Below are 21,010 nucleotides of genomic sequence, written 5' to 3'. Positions count from 1 at the left end.
CCCCGGTCAAGCCGATCCATCATTGCGTACTTTTGTATACAAAGATATACATTTGGTGCAAAGCGGCATCTGTGCATGGGCAGGATGCGCATTGCGAGCCCGAGGATTCATGGCCAGACGCCCGGCAAAGGCAGGCGGATCGATCGCACGTGGCGGCGGCGTGGCGCTGGGCGAAGCGGTGTTCCGCTCGCTCTGCGAGGCGCTCCAGGCCGGCAACTACCGCGCCGGCGATCGCCTGCGTGAGGAAGAGGTCGCCCAGCGCCTCAAGGTCAGCCGTACGCCGGTGCGCGAAGCTCTGGGCCGTCTCGCGGCACGCGGCTTCGTCGAGCCCGCCGGCGGCCGCGGGCTGATCGTCCGCAACCTCGACATATCGGAGGTGCTCGAGCTCTACGCCATGCGTGAGATCATGGAGGGCGCCGCCGCGCGCCTCGCCGCCGAGCACGCGTCTGCGCCGGAGATCCACGCGCTCAGGGATATCGAGCAGGCCTTTGTCGAGGCGCCCGAGACCGATGCCGCCGGGATGGCAGGAGAAATGGCAAGAGAAATGGCAAGGCTCAACCGCGCCTTTCACGAAGCCATCTGCCGCGCCGCGCGCAACCGCTATCTCGACAATGCGTCGCGGGAATTGCAGGACTGGATCGCCCTGCTCGGCCCCACCACCTTCACCGTGACGGGGCGCCCCTCGACCAGCCATGGCGAGCATCAGGCCATCATCGAGGCCATCGCCGCACGCGATGGCGACAAGGCCGAGCAGCTCGCGCGCGCGCATATCCGCGAGGCGCTGCGTTGCCGGCTCAAGCTGTTGCAGAAACAGTAGGGCAAGAGCCCTACGCGATCACGTCCGCCACGATCGCCTTCAACGCATCCCGCACATCGGTCGGCTTCATCCGCACCTGTAGGCCGCGCTGACCGCCATTGAGATAGACCAAGTCATGGGCGAGCGCGGTCTGCCCGATCACGGTGCCGACCTGCTTGCGCTGCCCGAATGGGCTGATGCCACCGACCTTGTAGCCGGTGACAAGCTCGGCCTCCGGCGGCTTCATCATCTGCGCCGACTTGCCGCTCACGGTCGCGGCGAGCTTTTTCATCGAGACTTCCTGGTCGGACGGAACGATGACACAGACCGACTTGCCGTCCACCAGCGCCATCAGCGTTTTCAAGACGCGCGCCGGATCCTCACTGAGCGCGGCGGCCGCCTGCCGCCCGATGCTTTCGGCCTCCGGATCGTAATCGTAGGCGTGGATGGTGAAGCCAACGCCAGCGGCGGTGAGCGCGCGGGTGGCTGGGGTGACTTTGGACATGGTTACGTTTACCACCGCCCTTGCAAACGGAAAATCCGGGCGCTGTGGTGACCATGCATTGATACAGGTGTTTTGCCCGACGCTGCAAGTCGTTTCGGCAAGACCGAAAATTCCCCAAGCCTTTCAACCCCCGTTCTACTGTGCATGGGGTTGTTTTCGCGGATTGCTATTCCGCCGCGTCCCGCATCTCCGCGCGTTCGGCCCTCGCCGCGCAGAACTTGAATTCCGGGATCTTGCCGAACGGATCGAGCGCCGGGTTGGTCAGCAGGTTCGCCGCCGCTTCCGCGTAGCAGAACGGCATGAACACCATGTTCTCCGGCACGTCGCGGTCGGAGCGAACCTTGACCTCGATCGCGCCGCGGCGGGTCTCCAGCCGAATGAAATCGCCGGGCAGCAGCTTCTTCTTGCGCATGTCCTTTGGCGACATGAACGCGACCGCCTCGGGCTCGATCTGGTCGAGCACCTGGGCGCGACGGGTCATCGAGCCGGTGTGCCAGTGCTCCAGCACCCGGCCGGTGGAGAACACCATCGGATATTCGTCGTCGGGCACTTCGTCCGGCGGAATGACATGGGCCGGCACGATCTTGCCGCGGCCGCTCGCGGTCGGGAAGCCCGTGGTGAAGATGATCTCGTTGCCGGGCTTGTTCGGATCGTCGGCCGGATAGGTGACGGCGCCTTCGCGCACCAGCCGCTCCCAGCTGATGTTCTTGAGCGACGGCATCAGCTCCGCCATCTCGGTGTAGACCTCGCCCGGGCCGGCGTAATTCCACGGCAGGCCCATGCGCTTGCCGATCTCCTGGATGATCCAGAGATCCTGCCGCGCATCGCCGGGTGGCTTGATCACCTGGCGCGCGAGCTGCACGCGGCGGTCGGTGTTGGTGAACGAGCCTTCCTTTTCCGCAAAGGCCGAGGCCGGCAGGATGACGTCGGCGTGGAAGGCGGTCTCGGTGACGAACAGATCCTGCACCACGAGATGATCGAGCATGGCGAGCGCCTGGCGCGCATGCTGCAAGTCAGGGTCGGACATCGCGGGGTTCTCGCCCTCGATATACATGCCCTTGATCTCGCCGGCGTGGATCGCGTTCATGATTTCGACCACGGTCAGGCCGCGGACGGGATCGAGATCCTGTCCCCATAGCTTCTCGAAACTGCCGCGCAAATCGTCGCGGCCGACCGGCTGGTAGTCCGGCAGGAACATCGGGATCAGGCCGGCGTCGGAGGCACCTTGCACGTTATTCTGGCCACGCAGCGGATGCAGGCCTGTGCCGGGACGGCCGACCTGGCCGGTGATCAGTGCGAGCGCAATCAAACACCGTGCATTGTCGGTGCCATGGACGTGCTGGCTGATGCCCATGCCCCAGAAGATGATCGACGATTTTGCCCGCGCATAGGTCCGGGCGACCTCGCGCAGCGTCTGCGCCGGAATGCCGCAGATCGGCTCCATCTTCTCCGGCGTGAAATCCTTGATCTTCTCCTTGAGATCCTCAAAGCCCTCGGTATAGCCGGCGATGTACTGGTCGTCGGTCAGGCCTTCGGTGATGATCGTGTTGATCATCGCATTCAGCATGGCGACGTCGGAGCCCGGCTTGAACTGCAGATGCTTGGTCGCATGACGCGACAGGCTCTGCCGGCGCGGATCCATGACGAAGAGCTTTGCGCCGTTCTTGGCCGCGTTCTTGATGTAGGTCGCGGCGACGGGATGATTTACCGTCGGATTGGCACCGATCACCCAGATCACCTCGGCATCCATAGCCGCCGAGAACGGCGCCGACACCGCGCCCGAGCTGAGGCCCTCGAACAGCGCCGCCACCGACGAGGCGTGGCACAGACGGGTGCAGTGGTCGACATTGTTCGAGCCGAAGCCGGTGCGCACCAGCTTCTGGAACAGATAGGCCTCTTCGTTCGAGCCCTTGGCCGAACCGAAGCCTGCCAGCGCCTTCACGCCCTTCTCATCCCGGATATTGACGAGACCCTTGGCGGCGATGTCGAGCGCCTCGTCCCAGCTCGCTTCACGAAAATGCGTGAAGGGGTTGGCGGGGTCGACCTGGTCGTTGGAATCCTTCTTCGCATTCGGCAGCCGCACCAACGGCTTTGTCAGGCGGTGCGGGTGGTGGATATAGTCGAAGCCAAAGCGGCCCTTGACGCAAAGACGGTTGTGATTGGCGGGGCCATCGCGACCCTCGGCATAGATCACCTTCTCGTCCTTGACCTCGTAGGTCACCTGGCAGCCGACGCCGCAGAACGGGCAGAGCGAATCCACCTTCCGGTCGGCATAGGTGACGCGCGTCTGCTTGTCGTCCAGCATCACGGCCGGCATCAACGCGCCGGTCGGGCAGGCCTGCACGCATTCGCCGCAGGCGACGCAAGTGGACTCGCCCATGGGATCGTCGAAGTCGAACACGATCTTCGAGCCATGGCCGCGATAGGCCATGCCGATGACGTCGTTGACCTGGACCTCGCGGCAGGCGCGCACGCAGAGGCCGCACTGGATGCAGGCATCGAGATTGACGCGCATCGCCGGATGGCTGGCATCGGCCTCCCAGCGCTCGGCGGCGGGGAAGCGGCTCTCGGTGACGCCTGTCGTCTCGGCCCAGTGCCAGAACTTCGAATCCGGATCGTGCGAAGTCTCGCGCGCCGGCTGGTCGGCGACCAGCAGCTCCATCACCATCTTCTGCGCCGACACTGCACGCGCGGATTCGGTCTTCACCTTCATGCCGACCGACGGCGTGCGCTTGCAGGACGCGGCCAGCACGCGCTCGCCCTCGATCTCGACCATGCAGGCGCGGCAATTGCCGTCAGGGCGATAGTCGGGCGCGGGCGAATAGCAGAGATGCGGAATCTCGCGGCCCTGGCGTTTGGCCACCTGCCAGATCGTCTCGCCGGGACCGGCTTCGACCTGCTTGCCGTCGAGCTCGAACGTAATTCTGGTCATTCGGCCGCTTCCTTGAACTCGTCAGGGAAATACTTGATCACGGTGGACAGCGGATTCGATGCCGCCTGTCCGAGCCCGCAGATCGAGGCATCGCGCATCGCCTGGCTCAATTCTTCCAGCAAGGCGCGGTTCCAGACCGGCTTCTGCATCAGTTGCGCCGCCTTCTGGGTTCCGACGCGACACGGCGTGCACTGACCGCAGCTCTCGTCCTCGAAGAACTTCATCAGGTTCAGCGCGGCTGCACGCACGCTGTCCTTTTGCGACAGGATCACGATCGCCGCCGAACCGATGAAGCAGCCGTATTTCTCCAGCGTGCCGAAATCGAGCGGGATGTCGTCCATCGACGCCGGCAGAATGCCGCCGGAGGCGCCGCCCGGCAAGTAAGCGTAGAACTGATGGCCGTCGGCCATGCCGCCACAATATTCGTCGATCAGCTCGCGCACGGTGATGCCGGCGGGTGCGAGCTTCATGCCGGGATTCTTGACGCGGCCCGAAACCGAGAAGCTGCGCAGGCCATGGCGTTCATGACGGCCATTGCCCTTCCACCAGTCGGCGCCCTTCTCGACGATGTCGCGCACCCACCACAGCGTCTCGATGTTGTTGATCAGCGTCGGCAGGCCGAACAGGCCGACCTGGAACGGATAAGGCGGCTTGTGCCGGGGCAGGCCGCGCTTGCCCTCGATGCTTTCGAGCAGCGAAGATTCTTCGCCGCAGATGTAAGCGCCGGCGCCGCGGCGCATGTGCAGCGTCGGCCCGCCCGCAGGCAGCTTTGCAAGCTCGCGCTCCAAGATCTCGCGCGACGCCGGATATTCGTCGCGCAGATAGATGTAGACGTCGGAGGCCTGCACCACATGCGCGCCGATCAGCATGCCCTCGATGAAGCGATGCGGATCGCTTTCGAGATAGTAGCGGTCCTTGAACGTGCCGGGCTCGCCCTCGTCGCCGTTGATCGCCATCAGGCGCGGACCGGGTTCGCCGAGCACAGCGCGCCATTTGCGCCCCGTCGGGAAGCCGGCGCCGCCGAGGCCGCGTAGCGAAGCGTCGTCGAGCCCTTTCAGCAGATCGTCCTTCGACAATTCGCCGGAGCGCAGGCGACCCAGCAGCTTGTAGCCGCCAACGGCGACATAGGCGTCGTAGCCGATATATTTCGGCAGATGCGCATGCGTGTCGCCGGCCTTCGCTGCCGCCATCACATTGGCGACGGTCGCATGGTCGACGAAATTGTGGCCGACCTCCGCGGCCGGCGCCGTATCGCAGCGGCCGACGCAGGGCGCGCGCACGACGCGAATGCCGGGCCCCGACGCGCTCTGCAGATCCTCAAGCAGCTTCTCGCCGCCAAGCATCGCACAGGTCAGCGAATCGCAAACGCGGATCGTCAGCGGCGCGATGTCAGACTCGCCTTCCTTCACCACGTCGAAATGCGCGTAGAAGGTCGCGGTCTCGAACACTTCGGCGAAGGCGAGCTTCATCTCGTCGGCCAGCGCGGCGAGATGCGCGGCCGAGATCTGGCGATATTTGTCCTGGATCAGGTGCAGATATTCGATCAGGAGATCGCGCCGCCGCGGGTGATCGCCGAGCAATTGCTCGATCTCGTGCGCGGCGGTCGGATCGACCTGCCGCCCCTTGGGCGTGGCCTTGGCTCGCTTGCGTCCCTCGCCCGGATGTTCGAACGAGCGGACCTCGTGCACGTCATGGCTCATCGCTGCGTCTCGTAAACCTTCTTTCGAACAGGTCCAATCCTAGTCTTTGGCATGCCAGATGCCAATAGAATTCATACGTCCCAATAAGCATTTAAGGGACATGCAGCCAACAAGCCACGTGCCCCTTATCTCGAGCGGTTCGCGGAACCCGACCTCAGGTCTTGTTCATGCACTCTTCGATGTAGAACCAGCGGTCATCGCCGGCTAGGCCCTTGGACTTCACCTCAGTGCGGCAGGCCTTCAGCTTCGGCTTGTTGGCCGCCCACTTTGCCTTCATGTCCTTCAGCTTCTGCATGGTGAACTTGATCTTGCCCGGCTTAGCTTCGGTCGTTGCAGCAGGCGCCGGGGCAGCGGGAGCCGTTGCTGTCTGCGCTGAGGCGGAGTGGAGCGCTCCGGCAACGAGCAGCACGGCGGCGACATTAGCGAAGTTGCGAACCATCGAAATCCCCCAGATGTTCTTTTTTACGGTGTGGCGACCGCGGCGCGCGCGAGCGGCGCGCCGCGGCGATCATATTACGATCAGAAGATCTTCACCGCGCTCTCCAGCGTCTTCCACACGCCCCAGGCGAGCGGCACGCCGACAAAGGCCCAGAACAGCGCGGCCCTGACGTCCAGCCCGCCCTTGCCGATACCGAACGAGCCGTGCTGGATCGACGCATCGCTCTTGGCGCTTGCGGCCTGGAGCTTGGCAACCTCGGCCTCGCTCATGTTCCACTTCGGATCGACCGGCTTGATCAGATAGTTGCAGATCAGGCCGGCGATCAGCATGGCGCAAAGGATGTACATGGTGGTGTTGTAGAGTTGGTCGCGAGGCACGCCGGCCGCGAGCTGGAACTCGCGAATGTAGTTCACGACAACGGGACCGATGATGCCCGCCGTCGACCATGCCGTCAGCAGCCGGCCATGGATGGCGCCGACGAACTGCGTTCCGAACATGTCGGCGAGATAGGCCGGCACCGTCGCGAAGCCGCCGCCATACATCGACAGGATGATGCCGAAGCCGAGCACGAACAGCAGTTTCGAGCCCATCGCCGCGAAGGTCGGCGCCAGCGCATAGAGCGCGATGCCGAGGATGAAGAACGTGTAGTAGGTGTTCTTGCGACCCATGAGGTCCGACATCGACGCCCAGAAGAACCGGCCGCCGATGTTGAACAATGACAGCAGGCCGGCGAAGCCTGCGGCGATCGCAGCGATCGCTGCCTTCTGTTCAACCGAGAGCTGGCTGAAGGTCAACTCCGGATGCCCGATCAGCTTGCCTGCGAATATCTCCTGCAGCATCGGCGAGGCCATGCCGATCACGCCGATGCCCGCCGAGACGTTCAAGCAGAGCACCCACCAGATCAGCCAGAACTGCGGCGTCTTGTGCGCGTTGTCGAGGTGCACATGGTGCTCGGTGATCATCGACTTCTTCTCGCTCGGCGGGGTCCAGCCTTCGGGCTGCCAGCCGGCCGGGGTCACGCGGTAGGCGAAGGCGCCGATCATCATGAAGACGAAATAGATCACCCCCATCGTGACGAAGGTCTCCCAGACGCCAACCGAGTTGGGCGTCTTGAAATAGTTGATCAAGAGGTTGGCCAGAGGCGCTCCAATCATGGCACCACCGCCGAATCCCATAATGGCCATGCCGGTCGCCATGCCGCGGCGATCCGGAAACCATTTGATCAAGGTTGACACGGGGGAGATGTAGCCGAGTCCAAGTCCCACGCCACCGATCACGCCGGCACCGAGCCACATGATCCAGAGCTGATGGACGTAGACGCCGAAAGCGCCGATCAGAAGGCCACCGCCCCAACAACAGGCAGCGACGGCGCCCGCCTTGCGCGGACCGGCGCGCTCGAGCCAGCCACCCCAGATCGCGGCGGATACGCCGAGCAAGACGAAGAACAGCGTATACATCCAGCCTAGGCTCGCGACCTTCCAGTCGCAGGTCGTGGTGAACAGCTCCTGCCAGAGCGAGATGTCCGGACAGGCCTTTGGCGCGGTCAATCCGATCGCGCGCGAGAGCGGCAGCCAGAACACAGAGAAGCCGTAGGCCATGCCTATACAAAGATGGATGCAGAGCGCTGCCGGCGGCACCAGCCAGCGATTGAACCCAGCGGTCGCGACGGTCCGCTCGCGGTCCAGAAAACCGGCGCCAGCGCCTGAGATTCTTCCAGCGCTCTCAATAGTCGTCATGCATTCCTCCCCTGCGGCCGCCCTTCTGAGCAGCCTGCCGCTACCATCCTGGTCCTCAGCCCATTGCGGCGCAGCTGTTGTCCCTGCTGCTCCGCACAATTACCCGACGCGCGCCAGGATCGTCACGCGCGTGTGAAAAGTTAACCCGTCGAGCGGGGCTCTATGCCCGATACGATTTGCGAGCTTCGTAAGTGGCCCGTTGATCTGCGTATTGCGGACAAGACTCAACCTCCGCGCCTGCACGGGGAAAGTCAATTGGGGCAGAAGCCGTGGTCGATGTCGATAGATAAAAGGTCGGTATCAGCGCGGTAACGCGCTCAGGAACGCAGCGCAGCATTGGCAGCGTCTATCGAACCATTCGCTTTTTCTATCAAGAACACGATGCGCGCGTCGTTGCGCTCGGTGATCTCCACCGTGTCGCCCGTCTCGCGGATCAGGTTCGGAATGTCAATCACCGACAACGGGTCGGTGCAGTGCACTTCGAGCTGATCGCCCGGCTGCAATGGTTTCAACGCCTTGCGCGTCTTCAAGGCGGGCAGCGGGCATTTCAGCCCGGTGAGATCAAGCGTCGTTCTGGTCATGAGCGCAACATGGCGGGAGGGGTCGATGACGTCAACGCGTCGCCTCAGATCAGATCGGCATAGGACAGGAAACCTACACTGTCGCCCGGCTCGACGCGCGTGATGTCTTCGCTGAGCTCAACGAGGCCGTCGGTCTCCACCAATGACGAGAGCAGTCCGGCGCCCTCGCGCGGGAACTTGACTGCCTCCAGCGCGCCGTCGTCTCCCGGTCGCAACGAGGCGCGAACATATTCGCGCCGGCCGATCTTCTTCTTGTAGGTGAAGGCCGCGCGCACGGGGATCGGCATGAGCTTTTCCGGCAGACTGCCGGCGAGTGTCAGCACGGTCGGCCGCACCACATGGACGAAGGTGACAAAGCTCGCGACGGGGTTCCCAGGCAGCCCGATCAGCGGCGTGCCGCCGATGATGCCCATCGCCACGGGCCGTCCCGGCTTGATCGCCATTCGCCACAGCACCAGCGAGCCGACGCTCTCGACCGCCGCCTTGACGTGGTCTTCCTCGCCGGTCGAGACGCCGCCGGTGGTGAGGATCAGATCGTGGCTGCTTGCGACCTGCTTCAATCCGTTGGCGAGCGAGGTGCGTTCGTCGCGCAGGATGCCGAGATCGGAGACCTCGCAGCCGAGACGGCGCAGCATTGCCATCAGCATGAAGCGATTGGAATCGAACAGCTGCGAGCCCGCGCGCGGCTCGCCGGGCGAGGCCAGCTCATCGCCGGTGGAGAAAACGGCGACACGGATACGCCTGACGACATCGAGCCGGGTCAGACCGTAGGCTGCGGCAAGCGCGACATGCTGGGGCCGCAGCCGCTGGCCGGCGCGTAACGCGACGTGCCCGACAGGAATGTCCTCGCCTGCCGGACGAACATTGGCGCCAGGCTTCAGCCCGGGTGGCAGCACGATCTTGCCTGAAGCATCGATGCTGACATCTTCCTGCATGAAGACGGTCTCGGCCCCCGGCGGCATCGGTGCGCCCGTGAAGATGCGCGCGGTGTGGCCGGGCTTGATCGGTGCTTGCGCAAGGCCGCCGGCCTGAATGCGGCCATCGAGCGGGAATGCCTGTTCGGTTTCTCGCGGAAGGTCGGCGTTGCCCACGGCGTAACCGTCGACGGCGGAGTTGGTGAAAGGCGGCAGCGGCAGGGGCGCCGCGATATCGCGCGCCAGCACACGCCCGTCGGCGTCAACGAGCGCCACTGTATCGAGATCGGCAATCGCACTGACGCGTGCCCTGATCAGGCCAACAGCCTCATCGAGCGACATCATCGGTCCACCGAAGGCAAAGCAATCGTCCGACAGTTGCGCCATGGTGCCTCGTCAGCGCGTCGCCGCGCTTCTTGCAACCGCTTCCTCGACCGGCATCGCCGCACGCAGCAGCAATGCAGCAACGGCCTCGATGTCATCGAGATGGACAGTCGGCAGCCGGGTTTCAACCGCGACGTCGGTCGCAATGCCGACAATGCCGGGATCGTCCGGGAACAGCAGCGGCTTGTCGTTGGCGGCGCGATGCACCTCGATCTTGCGATGCGGCTCGCGCTTGAAGCCTTCGACCACCACGAGATCGACCGCCGACAGCTTGTTCAACAGTTCCGGCAGCCGCGGCTCGGCCGCGCCGCGCAATTCGTGCATCAGGGCCCAACGGTTCGACGAGGCCACCAGCACCTCGGCCGCACCGGCCTCGCGATGGCGCCAGGAATCCTTGCCGGGCACATCGACGTCGAACCGGTGATGCGCATGCTTGATGACGGAGACGCGCAGGCCCTGCGCGTTGAAATGCGGGATCAGCCGCGTCAACAGCGTGGTCTTGCCCGCACCGCTCCAGCCTGCAAGGCCGATGACTTTCATCGCAACTCGATCTCCGCCGACAGCCTACCAGCCGATGGAACCTCCAGCCTCTCCCCGTCATTGCGAGCGCAGCGAAGCAATCCAGAGTGTCTCCGCGGATGCATTTCTGGATTGCTTCGCTGCGCTCGCAATGACGAACGGAGGCATTTCGTGCTCTCCAGTGCATGCATATATCGGCCTGACCCGAATGTCATGCTAACGTCGCACCCATGATGAAGATCGACAAAACCCCGGTGCCTCTGGTCATTCCGAACCCGGACGACCCGCGCCTGACCCAGAGCGTGACCGGGACCGACCAGACCGGCACCAGGGTCGAGATCAAGGTGCCGATGGAGCGGCCCTTGACGCTGTATCTGAACTCGCAGGAGATCGTCACCATGATGACGATCGGCGACTATCCGGAATATCTGGCGCTGGGCTACCTGCTCAACCAGAACATGCTGAAATATAATGACGCCGTCACCGAGGTCGAATACGACGACGACCTCCAGGTCGTGGTGGTGCGCACCGAGCACCACACCAATTTCGAGGCCAAGCTGAAGAAGCGCACGCAGACCTCAGGCTGCGCGCAAGGCACCGCCTTCGGCGACCTGCTGGAGGCGGTCGAAAGCGTCGCGCTGCCGAAAGCCGAGCTGCGCACCTCCTGGCTCTACCAGATGACACAGACCATCAACACCATGCCCTCGCTCTATCTGGAGGCTGGCGCGATCCACGGCTGCGTGCTGTGCAGGGAGGGCGAGCCGCTCTGCTACACCGAGGACGTCGGCCGCCACAACGCCGTCGACAAGATCGCGGGCTGGATGTATCGCCACGGCGTCGATGCGTCCGACAAGATCCTTTACACGACAGGACGTCTCACCTCGGAAATGGTGATCAAGACGGTGCGGATGGGAATCCCGATCCTGGTGTCGCGCTCCGGCTTCACCGCCTGGGGCGTCGATCTTGCAAGGCAGGTGGGTTTGACGCTGGTCGGACGCACGCGCGGAAAGCGCTTCATCGCGCTCGCCGGCGAGGAACGGATCGTCTACGACCAGAATCTCGATTACGTCGAAGAGGAATCGGCGAGGCACAAGCGTAAGGGCGAAGGTGGTGACGACTAGGGCTCCGGCAACGAGCATTCCATCAACTCTTGGCGTGCTGCTCGCCGGCGGCCTCGCGCGCCGCATGGGCGGCGGCGACAAGCCGATGCGGACCATCGGCGGCCGCACCATCCTGGAGCGCGTGATCGCGCGCCTATCGCCCCAGTGCGACGGATTGATCCTCAATGCGAATGGCGATCCAGCGCGCTTCGCCGCGTTCGGCTTGCAGGTCATTTCCGATGACGTCCCCGGCTTCCCCGGCCCGCTCGCCGGCATTTTCGCCGCGCTCGACTGGACCGCGGCGAACCGGCCGGAGATCGAATGGGTGCTCAGCGCCGCCGGCGACTGCCCCTTCCTGCCACGCGACCTCGTCGCGCGGCTGCATGAGGCCCGGGCACGGGGGAACGCGCAGCTTGCGGTCGCAGCGTCAGGCGACCAGTCGCATCCGGTCATCGGCCTCTGGCGTGTCGCCTTGCGCCACGAGCTTCGTCACGCACTGGTCGTCGAGGATCTCCGCAAGATCGACCGCTGGACCGCGCGCTACCCGCTGGCGACGGTGACGTGGCCGGCCGAGCCGCTCGATCCGTTCTTCAACGCAAATACAGTCGAGGACATCGCAGAGGCCGAGCGGCTCGCGGCGCTGGATGACGCTCAAGCCGCCAGCGGCACCGACCAGGCGTCGTAGCAGTAGACCCAGCTCGTATCTGTCCGCTCCTTCAGCCAGATGTTGGCACGTGAGGTCTCCTGCACCCGCGTGGTCCGCACCTTGCGCGTCGCCTCGAAGCGGCGAAAAGCATCCACGATGCCGTCGCGGTCGACACTTTCGAGACAGCGCGACAGCACCGCGGCGTCCTCGATCGCCATCGCGGCACCCTGTGCCATATAGGGCGTCATCGGATGGCAGGCGTCGCCGAGCAGCGTCACCTTGCCGTCGGCCCAGCGCTCCAGCGCATCGCGATCCATGATCGCCCATTTGTGCACGTCGGGACACGCCGCCAGCACCTTTCCGACCTGCGGATGAAAGCCTTCGAACGAGGCGCGCAGATCGCGCACGTCGCCCTTCGCCGACCAGGACTCGATCAGGAAGTTCGGCTCCGGCTGGCTGGTGACGAGATAGACCTCGCTACGATCAGGCTTGACGTAATAGATCACGATGTGGCGGTCCTCGCCCCACCACTTCGTGCAATCGTCGATTTTCTCGCCGAGCAGTGCGGCCGGATAGGTGGCGCGGTAGGCGATGCGGCCGGTGAATTTGACCGGCGTGGTGTCAAACAGAATGTCGCGCACCGCTGAATGCACGCCGTCGGCGCCGATCACCGCATCGGCAACAGCGCCGGTGCCGTCGGCGAAGCTCAGCCGAACGCCCTCGCCGGTCTCGTCGAGGCCGACGAGCTTGTGGTTGAGCCTCACACACTCATCCGGCACGACGCTCGCCAACGCTGCGTGGAGATCGCCACGATGCGCCAGCAGATAGGGCGCACCGAACTTCTCCTCCGCGCTCTCGCCAAAGATCATGTCGAACTTGATGTCGCCGCTCTTCCAGGCGCGGTTGTTCCAGGACCGCGGATAGAACGACTGGCTGCGCATTCGCGACTCCAGTCCCAGCGCGCGCAGCACCTTCATCGCGTTGCAGCCGATCTGGATGCCGGCGCCGATGCGAGCGAACTGGGAGGCCTGCTCGTAGACCATCACGCCGACGCGCCTGAGCGCCGCAGCGGTCGCGAGCCCACCCATGCCGGCACCGACGACGGCAACCGAAAGCGGCCTTGCCATCGCTTCCCCTACCCTATTGTCCGCGCGGCTTGAATGCCGCGTCGTCTATCGTTTACGCGGGCCGGAAGCCAGCGCGCTCCAGCGCTGCGCGGGCCTCTTCCGAGCCGAGTGCGTCGAGAAAGGCCTGCACAGCAGGCCGCTGCCTGCGCGCCGTCACCAAGGCAAAGTCATAATGCTCTTCCGCGAGCGGGATGAAACCGAGGCCGACCGCATGGGCGACCGGCGCAATGGTCATGCCCCAATCGGCGCGGTGCTGCGCGACGGCTGCGGCGACCGCATTGTGCGAGCGCGGCTGGTTCCAATAGCCGTCCGGACGGGCGCCCTCGAGCAGGCGGTCGATCAGGATCCGCGTGCCGGCGCCCTGATTGCGGTTGACCATGATGCAGGCGGGGTCGGCGAGCGCAGCAGCAATGGCCTCCTTCGCGCCGAGCCCCTCAAAACGCTTGTCGCCCCTGCGGTACACAATGCCCTGCATCCGCCGCCAGCCCGGCACGAGCTCGAGTCCCTCGGCGAGGTAAGGCGTGTTGTAGGTCTCGCTCTTGTCGTCGAACAGATGGATCGGCGCGAGATCGCATTCGCCGCGCTTCGCTGCCGCAAGTCCGCCGAGGCTGCCGACGGCGATCGAGCGCACGGTGAGGCCGGCATGCGCGAGCGGTGCGGTGACGAGATCGAGGCCGGTGCAATGACTGCCGACGATGACGAGATCAGGCACCCGCACATGCGGCGTAAACAGAGTGACCTCTGCTTCGGTCCCCGCCGGCATCTGGTCGGCGAGCGCGTCAATGCGCAAAAAGCCGTCGGCTTGCGCGAAGGACGTGATCGCACCAGAGCCTTTGCCGGAGGGATAGGCGATCAGGCCGTCCTTGCCCTCGACCAGCGAGACCATCACGAATTCGGTGCGGCCGAGCTCGGAAGACATGCGCACCGGCACGGTGACATTCACCTTGGCATCGGAGCGCGGCGGCAGGCCGGCCATCTTGCGCAGCGCCGGCACGATCATGTCGTGGAAGGTGAACATCGCCGAGGTCGGAAAGCCCGGCAGGATCACGACCGGCTTGCCGTCGCACACCGCGAGACACAGCGGCTTGCCCGGCTTGAGCGCAACGCCATGCGCGATGATGCCAGGCTGGCCGAGCCGGCCGATGATGCGATGGGACAGATCGCCCGCCCCCTTCGAGGTGCCGCCGGACAGCACCAGCATGTCAGCATCCGCCAGCGCATGGCGCATCGCGGCTTCGAGCTTGGCTTCGTCGTCGGGAATGGCGCCGAGGAAGATGGCCTCGCCGCCGTTCTCGTCGATCGCGGCCGCGACGATGGCGCCATTGGTGTCGTAGATCGCGGCCGGCGCAAGCGCCCCGCCGGGCTGCACCAGTTCGTCGCCGGTGGAGATCACCGCGACGCGCGGCTTCCGCGCAACCTTCACCTCGGCGATGCCACAGGCCGCCAGCATCCCGATCTCACGCGAGCCTATGATCGTGCCGGCGCGCAGCAGCGCCTCGCCGCGCGCGATGTCGGATCCGGCATAGGATACGAATTGCCCCGGCGAGGCGGCGCGACGAACATCGATCGCGTCGGGGCCGGCCGGCTGGGTGTGCTCGACCATGACCACAGCATCGGCGCCTCGCGGCACGGGGCCGCCAGTGGCGATCGGCGTTACGGTGCCCGCGGCGACTTGCAGCTTGGGCACGGTGCCGCAGTGAATGGTCTCGCCGTTCAGCGCGAGCCGCACGGATGCGCCTTCACCGGCGGCGGAAAGATCCGCCGAGCGTACGGCAAAACCATCGACATTCGAGCGGTCGAAGGGCGGCACGTCGATCGGTGCGGTGATGTCTTCAGCCAGTGCCGTACCGAGCGCATCGGCAAGCTTGCGCTGTTCGCTCGGGATCGCGCGCGGAAACAGGGCCGCCTCGAACCGCGCGAGCGCCTCCTCGCGTGAGAGGATCTTGAGGAATTGCTCCTGTTCGAGCGCGCTGCGATCTGGCGGTTTTGGGATCATCGTCATGCCGGAACCCATATCATTCCCGCATCAGATAAGCATCGACCGGCTCGTCCGCCGCAAATCCCTCATGGCTGGCGGGAATGAGCAGCCATGCATCCGCTCCGGCAATGGCGTGGAGCGGCCATTCACCGACTGCAAGCGGCATCCACGTTTTATGTTCCTCGGCCAGCAGAGCGATCTCGGCAATGCCGACGCTGGACGCGATCTTTCGCGCGAGCGGCAGGGTTATTTGGCGGCGCGGCTGCCGCGCCGACATTCTGTCGATGAGCGGAAGCACAAGCGCCAACCAGACCGCGAGGGCCGGAGCGGGCGCCCCGGGCAAGGCAAGGACGGGAACTTTTCCGAGCCGCCCAGCGGCTGCGGTGCGTCCGGGCTGGAGCGCGAGGCCGTGGGCGAATTCGGCTCCACGCTGGGCCAGCGCCGTTACCGAGGCATCCGCACGACCGGCTCCGCTGCCGCCGATCGTCAGCAGCAGATCGCAGACGGAGACATCGAGCGCCTCCGCAATCGATGTCGCATCACGTGAGCCGGCTTCATGCGCGGTCACCTCCAATCCCGCCGCGCGCGCGAGGTCGGTGATCATCTGCATCGTCGCGGTGGCGCCCGGCACGTTGACGATGCGCAGCCGCGGTCGCCTGATGCTCAGCCTTTCGACATCGGCGACACGCGCGAGCAACAGAGCCGTTGCATCGATGGGAAGTCCCGCTGTGGCCGCGGGCGAGCGGTCTGCGGTGTCGCCGCCGGCACGCCCGACGCCTTGCCCTGGAACGCCCTCGGCCAGAACCTGGGCGAGCGGGCCCGACACCTCGACCGCGCCGGCATCGAGCACGCAGTCGCACCCTGCCGGCATCGCATCGCCGGCGTCGACCCACACGGGAAGCCCGGTCAGAGGCAGCGGCGAATAGGAGGACGCACCGACCAGATCGTTGGCACGCAACGCCCAGCCATCTACGACGGCGATGTCGCACGGCGGATAGGCTGCGAGCTGCGGCATCCCCGCGGCGATACAGCCGACTGCTTCAGCCAGCGGCAACTCGACCGGCGCGACCGGACCGACGCCGCGCAGCAAAACAGCGAGCGCAGTGTCGAGCGGCGTCAGCGAGGGCGGCAGGCGCTGGGTCATGCCTCATGGTGGACCACGCATCGCTCGGTTTGGCAACCGCTCGTGCCTCGGCCAATCAGGGCTTGTCCGCATTCGGAAAGAACACCTGTTGCCCGTCGACCTTGAAGCCTGCGATCGCCGCCTGCCCTTCCGGCGAGATCAACCAGTCGACGAAGGTCTGGCCCAGCTCCTTCCTGACGTTCGGATGCCTCTCCGGGTTCACCAGCATCACGCCGTATTGGTTGAGCAGCCGCTTGTCGCCCTCGACAACGATGTCGAGATCGCCGCGATCCCTGAAGGCGATCCAGCTGGCGCGATCCGCGAGCACATAGGCATTCGCCGCGCGTGCGGCGTCAAGGGCGGCGGTCATGCCCTGCCCGCTCTCACGATACCAGGCGCCTTTTGTACTGGCGATGTCGATGCCCGCAACGATCCAGAGTGCAAGCTCCGCCGCGTGGGTGCCGGAACGATCGCCACGCGTGATGAACGGCGCACCCTTGGCCTCGATCGCCTTCAGCGCGGTGGCGATGTCCTTGCCCTTCACGCCGGCGGGATCGCTCTTCGGCCCGATCAGCACGAAATCGTTGTACATCACGTCGTAGCGCTTCGTGGCAAAACCGTCGGCGACGAATTTCTCCTCTTGCGGCCGGGCATGCATCAACACGACGTCGACCTCGCCCCGTCGTGCAACGTCGAGCACCTCGTCGCTGCGGCGTGCGATCACCGTCACCTCGATGCCGGTCTTGTCGCGGACAATCGGCAGCAGATAGTCGAGCAGGCCGGAGTCCTGCGTCGATGTCGTCGAGGCCAGGACGATCGCACGCTCCTCGCCAGACGAGGCCGCAATGCCTCCGGCGAGGCCGCAGAGAAGCGCAAATGCAACGGTCAGTCGGCGAACGGCCATGACGGGTTCCCATTGAACAAGACGCGATCATGATGCTCGATTGCGCCGCACTCGTGACGGACTTGCCAGTTGCCACAGCAACAGGAGATAGAGCTTGAGCCTGACCACCACCGAAAGGCAAGTTCACCACGCGTCGGCGAGCGGACGAAGACGAGTTATCCGGGAAATTTCGGCAATCAATCAACCGGTACGTTGACTGCAATCACGAGCGCAACGGCCGCAACGCCCGCACCATTCGAGCCCAGCAAGATCGTCAACCAAAATCAAAACACGCGTCAGGATGTGTTGCAAAGCAACGAGATCATCGGGCATGGTTCGCGCGGACAAAAATCGAAGTGCAGAATTCCACCTGCGTTTAACGTCAAAAAGAAGCAAGAATTTGCATAGGAATGCAGGATGGAATTCCTGACGACCAGTGAAGCCGCGGACTATCTCCGTCTCGGCGAACGCAAGCTTTACGAACTCGTCACCAATGGAGCGATCCCGTGCACCAAGGTGACCGGCAAATGGCTCTTCCCGCGGCACGAGCTCGATCTCTGGGTCCTGTCAGGCATGGCGCGTCCAGCTGGCATGCTGACGGCGGAGCCGCCGCCGGTCGTGGGCGGCAGCCAGGACGAGCTCCTGGATTGGAGCCTGCGTGAGTCCGGCTCGGGCCTGGGATCGATGACCGAAGGCAGTGCGCGCGGGCTCGAGCGCCTGCAACGTGACGAGGTGATGGCAGTCGCGGTGCACTTCCACAGCCTCGATGCCGAGGGCAATCTCGCCTCCGACGCCAGCGCGGCGGCGCTGCGGGACGCGCCTGACCTGCATGACGCGCTGCTGGTCGCCTTCGTGCGCCGCGAGCAGGGTCTCGTGCTGCCGCCGGGCAATCCGAAGCGGCTGCGCGGTCTCTCCGACGTGCTCGCGCTCGGCTCGCGGATGGCGACGCGGCAACAGGGCACGGGCGCGCAGATGCTGCTCGACGTGCTGCTGCTGCGCGCGGGCGCCTCGACGCGCGATCTGCGCCGGGTGGAGACGCCTGCCCTCACCGGGCCGGATCTCGCCGAAGTGGTCCGCGCCGGGCAGGCCGACTGCGGCGTTGCGACGCGCGCGGCGGCGCGCTCGGCGGGTCTCGATTTCGTGCCGCTGGTCTGGGAGAATTTTGACCTTGCGATGCGGCAGCGCAGCTATTTCCGCCCCGCCATGCAGGCCCTGATCCGGTTCCTCAGCGAACGGCGGCTGCGCCAGCGCGCCGAGGAGCTGACCGGCTACGATTCCTCCCCCGCCGGGCAGATCCGCTTCGCGGCCTGACATTGACGCCCGCCCCAAAATAGTTGCAAAAGAAACCAATTCAGCCGGGCCGTACCCGGGACAGGCAACTTCGGCCAACGAGCCGGATCAGGGGAGGACAAGCGTGAATCCAGCGAGATTTGGACTGCCGGTCGCGGCTGCCTTTATAGCGATGCCCTTGGCGGCGGCGCTGCTGTCGGGCGCCGCAATGGCGCAGGTGTCCGACGACATCGTCAAGATCGGCGTGCTCACCGACATGAACGGCCCGGCCTCCGCGCCGACCGGCCAGGGCTCGGTGACCGCGGCGCAGATGGCGATCGACGATTTCGGCGGCACGGTGCTCGGCAAGCCGATCAGCATCGTGATCGGCGACCACCAGCTCAAGGCCGATATCGGCGGCGGCATCGCGCGGCGCTGGTACGATGTCGACCAGGTCGATCTCATCGTCGACGTGCCGGTTTCCGCCGTTGGCCTCGCGGTGCAGAACGTCGCCAACGAGAAGAAGCGGCTGTTCATCACCCACTCCACCGGCACCGCGGATTTCCACGGCAAGTTCTGCTCGCCCTATGCGATACAGTGGGTGTTCGACACCCGCGCGCTCGCGGTCGGCACCGCGGACGCGGTGGTCAAGCGCGGCGGCGACAGCTGGTTCTTCATCACCGACGACTATGCCTTCGGCCACTCGCTCGAACGCGATGCCTCCAGCGTCATCACCGCCAATGGCGGCAAGGTGCTCGGCTCGGTGAAGCCGCCGCTGGCGACGCCGGATCTCTCCTCCTTCGTGCTGCAGGCGCAGGCCTCCAAGGCCAAGATCATCGGCATCGCGGCAGGTCCCCCGAACAACATGAACGAGATCAAGACCGGCTCGGAGTTCGGCGTGTTCAAGGGCGGCCAGCAGATGGCGGCGCTGCTCGCGCTGATCACCGACATCCACGGCCTCGGCCTGCAGGCAGCCCAAGGCCTGTTGCTGACGACGTCGTTCTATTGGGACATGGACGACAAGACGCGCGAATGGTCGAAGCGCTATTTCGCCAAGATGAACAAGATGCCGTCGATGTGGCAGGCCGGCGTCTATTCCAGCGTGATGCACTATCTCAACGCCATCAAGGCAACCGGCACCGACGATCCGCTCAAGGTCGCGGCGAAAATGCGCGAGACGCCGGTCGAGGATTTCTTCGCCCGCAACGGCCGCTTGCGCGAAGACAATCTGATGGTGCACGACCTCTGGCTGGTGCAGGTGAAGACGCCGGAGGAAAGCAAATATCCGTGGGACTATTACAAGATCCTCACCACGATCTCGGGCGACAAGGCGTTCGGCCCGCCGGACCCGGCGTGTCCGATGCTGAAGAAGTGACGAGCGCCTAAAGCGATCGTCACTTCACGACTCCAATCTCGCGAAAATACTGCATCACGCCCGGATGAATCAGCTCCGGCTTCGGTGCCGCCGCGACCGTGTTCGCCGCGGTGGTCTCGCAGGCCTGGGCGAGCTTCTTGCAAAAGATCGCTTCGGCGCCGTGCAGCGTCTTCGCAAGACGATAGGCGACATCGTCGGGCAGATCCTCGCGCGTCAGCACAAAGCTCCAGGAGCCGAGCGAGGTGATCGGCTCGGACTGTTTGGGATAGGAGCCGGCCGGCACGGTCAGGGGTTTAAGGAACGCATGCCTGGCGCGGATGCGCGTGATCTCTTCGGCAGAGGGCGCGATGAAGCGCGCGCCTGATGCGCTCGAGGCCACCGCCGCAAAGCCCGGCCAGCCGATGCCGGCGCCCCACAGTGCAGCCACGCGGCCATCCTCGACCATCGCGGGGCCGTCGCCGGCGCGGTCGAGATAAACAGCCTTGAAATCCTCGTCCTGCTTCAGCCCGAGCCCGTCGAGCACATAGCGCGCCAGGATCGGCAGGCCGGAGCCCTTTGCGCCGAACGCCACCGGCTGTCCCACGAGATCGCGGATGGTCCTGTAGGGACTGTCCGCACGAACCACGAACATGCCGGGGTTGGAATAGATCGCGATCAGAATTTTCAAGCGCGCCGGCGCGCGGCCGATGCCGGCGAAGGCCTCATAGGCCGGCTCGCCCGCGACCAAAGCGAGATCGAGCTCGCCTTTCTCCAAAAGCGGAATGTTCTCGTTGCTGCCCTTGGTGTTGCGCGGAGCAATGGTGAGCGTGCTATCTGCCGCGTTCATCACCTCCGCAAAGGCGTTGCCATAAAGCGGGAAACCGCCGCCGGGCGTCGCGGTGCCCAGGCTGATCGTCGTGGTGGAAATGGCATTGCCTCCGGTTTGAGCAGCAGCGGGGCTTGCAAGGAAATTTCCGAGCAGCGCCGCACTGATGAGAATCGTGATTGCGAATTTCATGGTCGT

At 64.9% G+C, this 21,010-nt stretch carries 19 protein-coding genes; 6 read left to right on the top strand and 13 right to left on the bottom strand.

Translation table 11 applies throughout. The features are described from left to right. Positions 1 to 109 precede the first annotated feature (109 nt). Complete coding sequence (locus tag ABIC09_RS26910) at positions 110 to 817, top strand: GntR family transcriptional regulator (protein WP_354111138.1); 708 nt, start codon at positions 110 to 112, stop codon at positions 815 to 817. A 10-nt stretch (positions 818 to 827) separates the two neighbouring features. Here the strand turns inward: ABIC09_RS26910 and ybaK are convergent, their stop codons facing one another. The 8 genes from ybaK to mobB form a co-directional block, all read right to left on the bottom strand. Next, positions 828 to 1,301 (bottom strand): Cys-tRNA(Pro) deacylase, encoded by a 474-nt coding sequence (gene ybaK / locus ABIC09_RS26905; protein ID WP_354111137.1) that lies wholly within the window; start codon positions 1,299 to 1,301, stop codon positions 828 to 830. 166 nt (positions 1,302 to 1,467) lie between these two features. Continuing rightward, entirely contained in the window at positions 1,468 to 4,233 is a 2,766-nt protein-coding gene (fdhF, locus tag ABIC09_RS26900) for a formate dehydrogenase subunit alpha (protein ID WP_354111136.1), read from the bottom strand. Continuing rightward, positions 4,230 to 5,933 (bottom strand): NADH-ubiquinone oxidoreductase-F iron-sulfur binding region domain-containing protein, encoded by a 1,704-nt coding sequence (locus tag ABIC09_RS26895; RefSeq protein ID WP_354111135.1) that lies wholly within the window; start codon positions 5,931 to 5,933, stop codon positions 4,230 to 4,232. The genes fdhF and ABIC09_RS26895 overlap by 4 nt, the downstream gene beginning before the upstream one ends. 154 nt (positions 5,934 to 6,087) lie before the next feature. Continuing rightward, entirely contained in the window at positions 6,088 to 6,372 is a 285-nt protein-coding gene (locus ABIC09_RS26890) for a hypothetical protein (RefSeq protein WP_354111134.1), read from the bottom strand. Positions 6,373 to 6,452: 80 nt separating this feature from the next. Continuing rightward, a complete protein-coding gene (locus ABIC09_RS26885; RefSeq protein WP_354111133.1) occupies positions 6,453 to 8,108 on the bottom strand; it encodes an OFA family MFS transporter in 1,656 nt (551 codons plus the stop codon). Positions 8,109 to 8,425: 317 nt separating this feature from the next. Further along, positions 8,426 to 8,689 (bottom strand): sulfurtransferase TusA family protein, encoded by a 264-nt coding sequence (locus ABIC09_RS26880; RefSeq protein WP_148755395.1) that lies wholly within the window; start codon positions 8,687 to 8,689, stop codon positions 8,426 to 8,428. A 44-nt stretch (positions 8,690 to 8,733) separates the two neighbouring features. After that, positions 8,734 to 9,990, bottom strand: coding sequence for a molybdopterin molybdotransferase MoeA (locus tag ABIC09_RS26875; protein WP_354111132.1), 1,257 nt, complete (start codon positions 9,988 to 9,990; stop codon positions 8,734 to 8,736). Between the two features lie 9 nt (positions 9,991 to 9,999). Beyond that, the gene (gene mobB / locus ABIC09_RS26870) at positions 10,000 to 10,527 is read right to left on the bottom strand and encodes a molybdopterin-guanine dinucleotide biosynthesis protein B (RefSeq protein ID WP_148755393.1); all 528 of its coding nucleotides are present in this window, start codon (positions 10,525 to 10,527) and stop codon (positions 10,000 to 10,002) included. Between the two features lie 209 nt (positions 10,528 to 10,736). Here mobB and fdhD point away from each other — a divergent pair, with 209 nt between their 5' ends. After that, positions 10,737 to 11,627: a formate dehydrogenase accessory sulfurtransferase FdhD gene (gene fdhD, locus ABIC09_RS26865; RefSeq protein ID WP_148755392.1), complete on the top strand. Its 891-nt coding sequence runs from the start codon at positions 10,737 to 10,739 to the stop codon at positions 11,625 to 11,627. Next, on the top strand, positions 11,617 to 12,291 hold the full coding sequence (mobA, locus tag ABIC09_RS26860) for a molybdenum cofactor guanylyltransferase MobA (protein ID WP_354111131.1): 675 nt from the start codon (positions 11,617 to 11,619) through the stop codon (positions 12,289 to 12,291). The genes fdhD and mobA overlap by 11 nt, the downstream gene beginning before the upstream one ends. On the opposite strand, the gene ABIC09_RS26855 is transcribed toward mobA, so the two are convergent. Genes ABIC09_RS26855 through ABIC09_RS26840 form a run of 4 tightly spaced genes read right to left on the bottom strand, consistent with a single transcriptional unit; the run spans position 12,258 to position 17,384 of the window. Then, positions 12,258 to 13,379, bottom strand: coding sequence for an FAD-dependent monooxygenase (locus ABIC09_RS26855; protein ID WP_354111130.1), 1,122 nt, complete (start codon positions 13,377 to 13,379; stop codon positions 12,258 to 12,260). The genes mobA and ABIC09_RS26855 overlap by 34 nt on opposite strands. Before the next feature lie 52 nt (positions 13,380 to 13,431). Beyond that, on the bottom strand, positions 13,432 to 15,381 hold the full coding sequence (locus ABIC09_RS26850) for a molybdopterin biosynthesis protein (protein WP_354111129.1): 1,950 nt from the start codon (positions 15,379 to 15,381) through the stop codon (positions 13,432 to 13,434). Positions 15,382 to 15,394: 13 nt separating this feature from the next. Next, the gene (locus ABIC09_RS26845; RefSeq protein ID WP_354111128.1) at positions 15,395 to 16,501 is read right to left on the bottom strand and encodes a molybdopterin-binding protein; all 1,107 of its coding nucleotides are present in this window, start codon (positions 16,499 to 16,501) and stop codon (positions 15,395 to 15,397) included. A gap of 55 nt (positions 16,502 to 16,556) precedes the next feature. Beyond that, positions 16,557 to 17,384: an ABC transporter substrate-binding protein gene (locus tag ABIC09_RS26840; protein ID WP_354111127.1), complete on the bottom strand. Its 828-nt coding sequence runs from the start codon at positions 17,382 to 17,384 to the stop codon at positions 16,557 to 16,559. A 69-nt stretch (positions 17,385 to 17,453) separates the two neighbouring features. On the opposite strand from ABIC09_RS26840, the gene ABIC09_RS26835 reads away from it, so the two are divergent. The 3 genes from ABIC09_RS26835 (at position 17,454) to ABIC09_RS26825 (ending at position 20,007) form a co-directional block, all read left to right on the top strand. Continuing rightward, positions 17,454 to 17,771, top strand: a complete 318-nt coding sequence (locus ABIC09_RS26835) for a hypothetical protein (RefSeq protein WP_354111126.1) — start codon at positions 17,454 to 17,456, stop codon at positions 17,769 to 17,771. 9 nt (positions 17,772 to 17,780) lie between these two features. Continuing rightward, positions 17,781 to 18,674: a substrate-binding domain-containing protein gene (locus tag ABIC09_RS26830; protein ID WP_148755385.1), complete on the top strand. Its 894-nt coding sequence runs from the start codon at positions 17,781 to 17,783 to the stop codon at positions 18,672 to 18,674. Positions 18,675 to 18,777: 103 nt separating this feature from the next. Further along, positions 18,778 to 20,007, top strand: a complete 1,230-nt coding sequence (locus ABIC09_RS26825; RefSeq protein WP_148755384.1) for an ABC transporter substrate-binding protein — start codon at positions 18,778 to 18,780, stop codon at positions 20,005 to 20,007. Between the two features lie 19 nt (positions 20,008 to 20,026). On the opposite strand, the gene ABIC09_RS26820 is transcribed toward ABIC09_RS26825, so the two are convergent. Next, positions 20,027 to 21,004, bottom strand: coding sequence for a TAXI family TRAP transporter solute-binding subunit (locus ABIC09_RS26820; protein ID WP_354111125.1), 978 nt, complete (start codon positions 21,002 to 21,004; stop codon positions 20,027 to 20,029). Positions 21,005 to 21,010 lie beyond the last annotated feature (6 nt).

It is taken from the genome of Bradyrhizobium sp. S3.12.5, from assembly GCF_040548225.1.
GTDB lineage: Bacteria > Pseudomonadota > Alphaproteobacteria > Rhizobiales > Xanthobacteraceae > Bradyrhizobium > Bradyrhizobium cytisi.
The sequence above is the reverse complement of the archived record's forward strand: the minus strand, read 5'-3'. Positions and strand labels throughout refer to the sequence as shown.

Coding starts and splice junctions, on each gene's coding strand:
- ABIC09_RS26840 (WP_354111127.1), bottom strand. CDS start 17,384: ATGGCCGTTCGCCGACTGACCGTTGCATTTGCGCTTCTCTGCGGCCTC.
- ABIC09_RS26850 (WP_354111129.1), bottom strand. CDS start 15,381: ATGACGATGATCCCAAAACCGCCAGATCGCAGCGCGCTCGAACAGGAG.
- fdhF (WP_354111136.1), bottom strand. CDS start 4,233: ATGACCAGAATTACGTTCGAGCTCGACGGCAAGCAGGTCGAAGCCGGT.
- ybaK (WP_354111137.1), bottom strand. CDS start 1,301: ATGTCCAAAGTCACCCCAGCCACCCGCGCGCTCACCGCCGCTGGCGTT.
- ABIC09_RS26880 (WP_148755395.1), bottom strand. CDS start 8,689: ATGACCAGAACGACGCTTGATCTCACCGGGCTGAAATGCCCGCTGCCC.
- ABIC09_RS26890 (WP_354111134.1), bottom strand. CDS start 6,372: ATGGTTCGCAACTTCGCTAATGTCGCCGCCGTGCTGCTCGTTGCCGGA.
- ABIC09_RS26910 (WP_354111138.1), top strand. CDS start 110: ATGGCCAGACGCCCGGCAAAGGCAGGCGGATCGATCGCACGTGGCGGC.
- ABIC09_RS26830 (WP_148755385.1), top strand. CDS start 17,781: ATGGAATTCCTGACGACCAGTGAAGCCGCGGACTATCTCCGTCTCGGC.
- ABIC09_RS26820 (WP_354111125.1), bottom strand. CDS start 21,004: ATGAAATTCGCAATCACGATTCTCATCAGTGCGGCGCTGCTCGGAAAT.
- mobB (WP_148755393.1), bottom strand. CDS start 10,527: ATGAAAGTCATCGGCCTTGCAGGCTGGAGCGGTGCGGGCAAGACCACG.
- ABIC09_RS26885 (WP_354111133.1), bottom strand. CDS start 8,108: ATGACGACTATTGAGAGCGCTGGAAGAATCTCAGGCGCTGGCGCCGGT.
- ABIC09_RS26855 (WP_354111130.1), bottom strand. CDS start 13,379: ATGGCAAGGCCGCTTTCGGTTGCCGTCGTCGGTGCCGGCATGGGTGGG.
- ABIC09_RS26845 (WP_354111128.1), bottom strand. CDS start 16,501: ATGACCCAGCGCCTGCCGCCCTCGCTGACGCCGCTCGACACTGCGCTC.
- ABIC09_RS26875 (WP_354111132.1), bottom strand. CDS start 9,990: ATGGCGCAACTGTCGGACGATTGCTTTGCCTTCGGTGGACCGATGATG.
- ABIC09_RS26895 (WP_354111135.1), bottom strand. CDS start 5,933: ATGAGCCATGACGTGCACGAGGTCCGCTCGTTCGAACATCCGGGCGAG.
- fdhD (WP_148755392.1), top strand. CDS start 10,737: ATGATGAAGATCGACAAAACCCCGGTGCCTCTGGTCATTCCGAACCCG.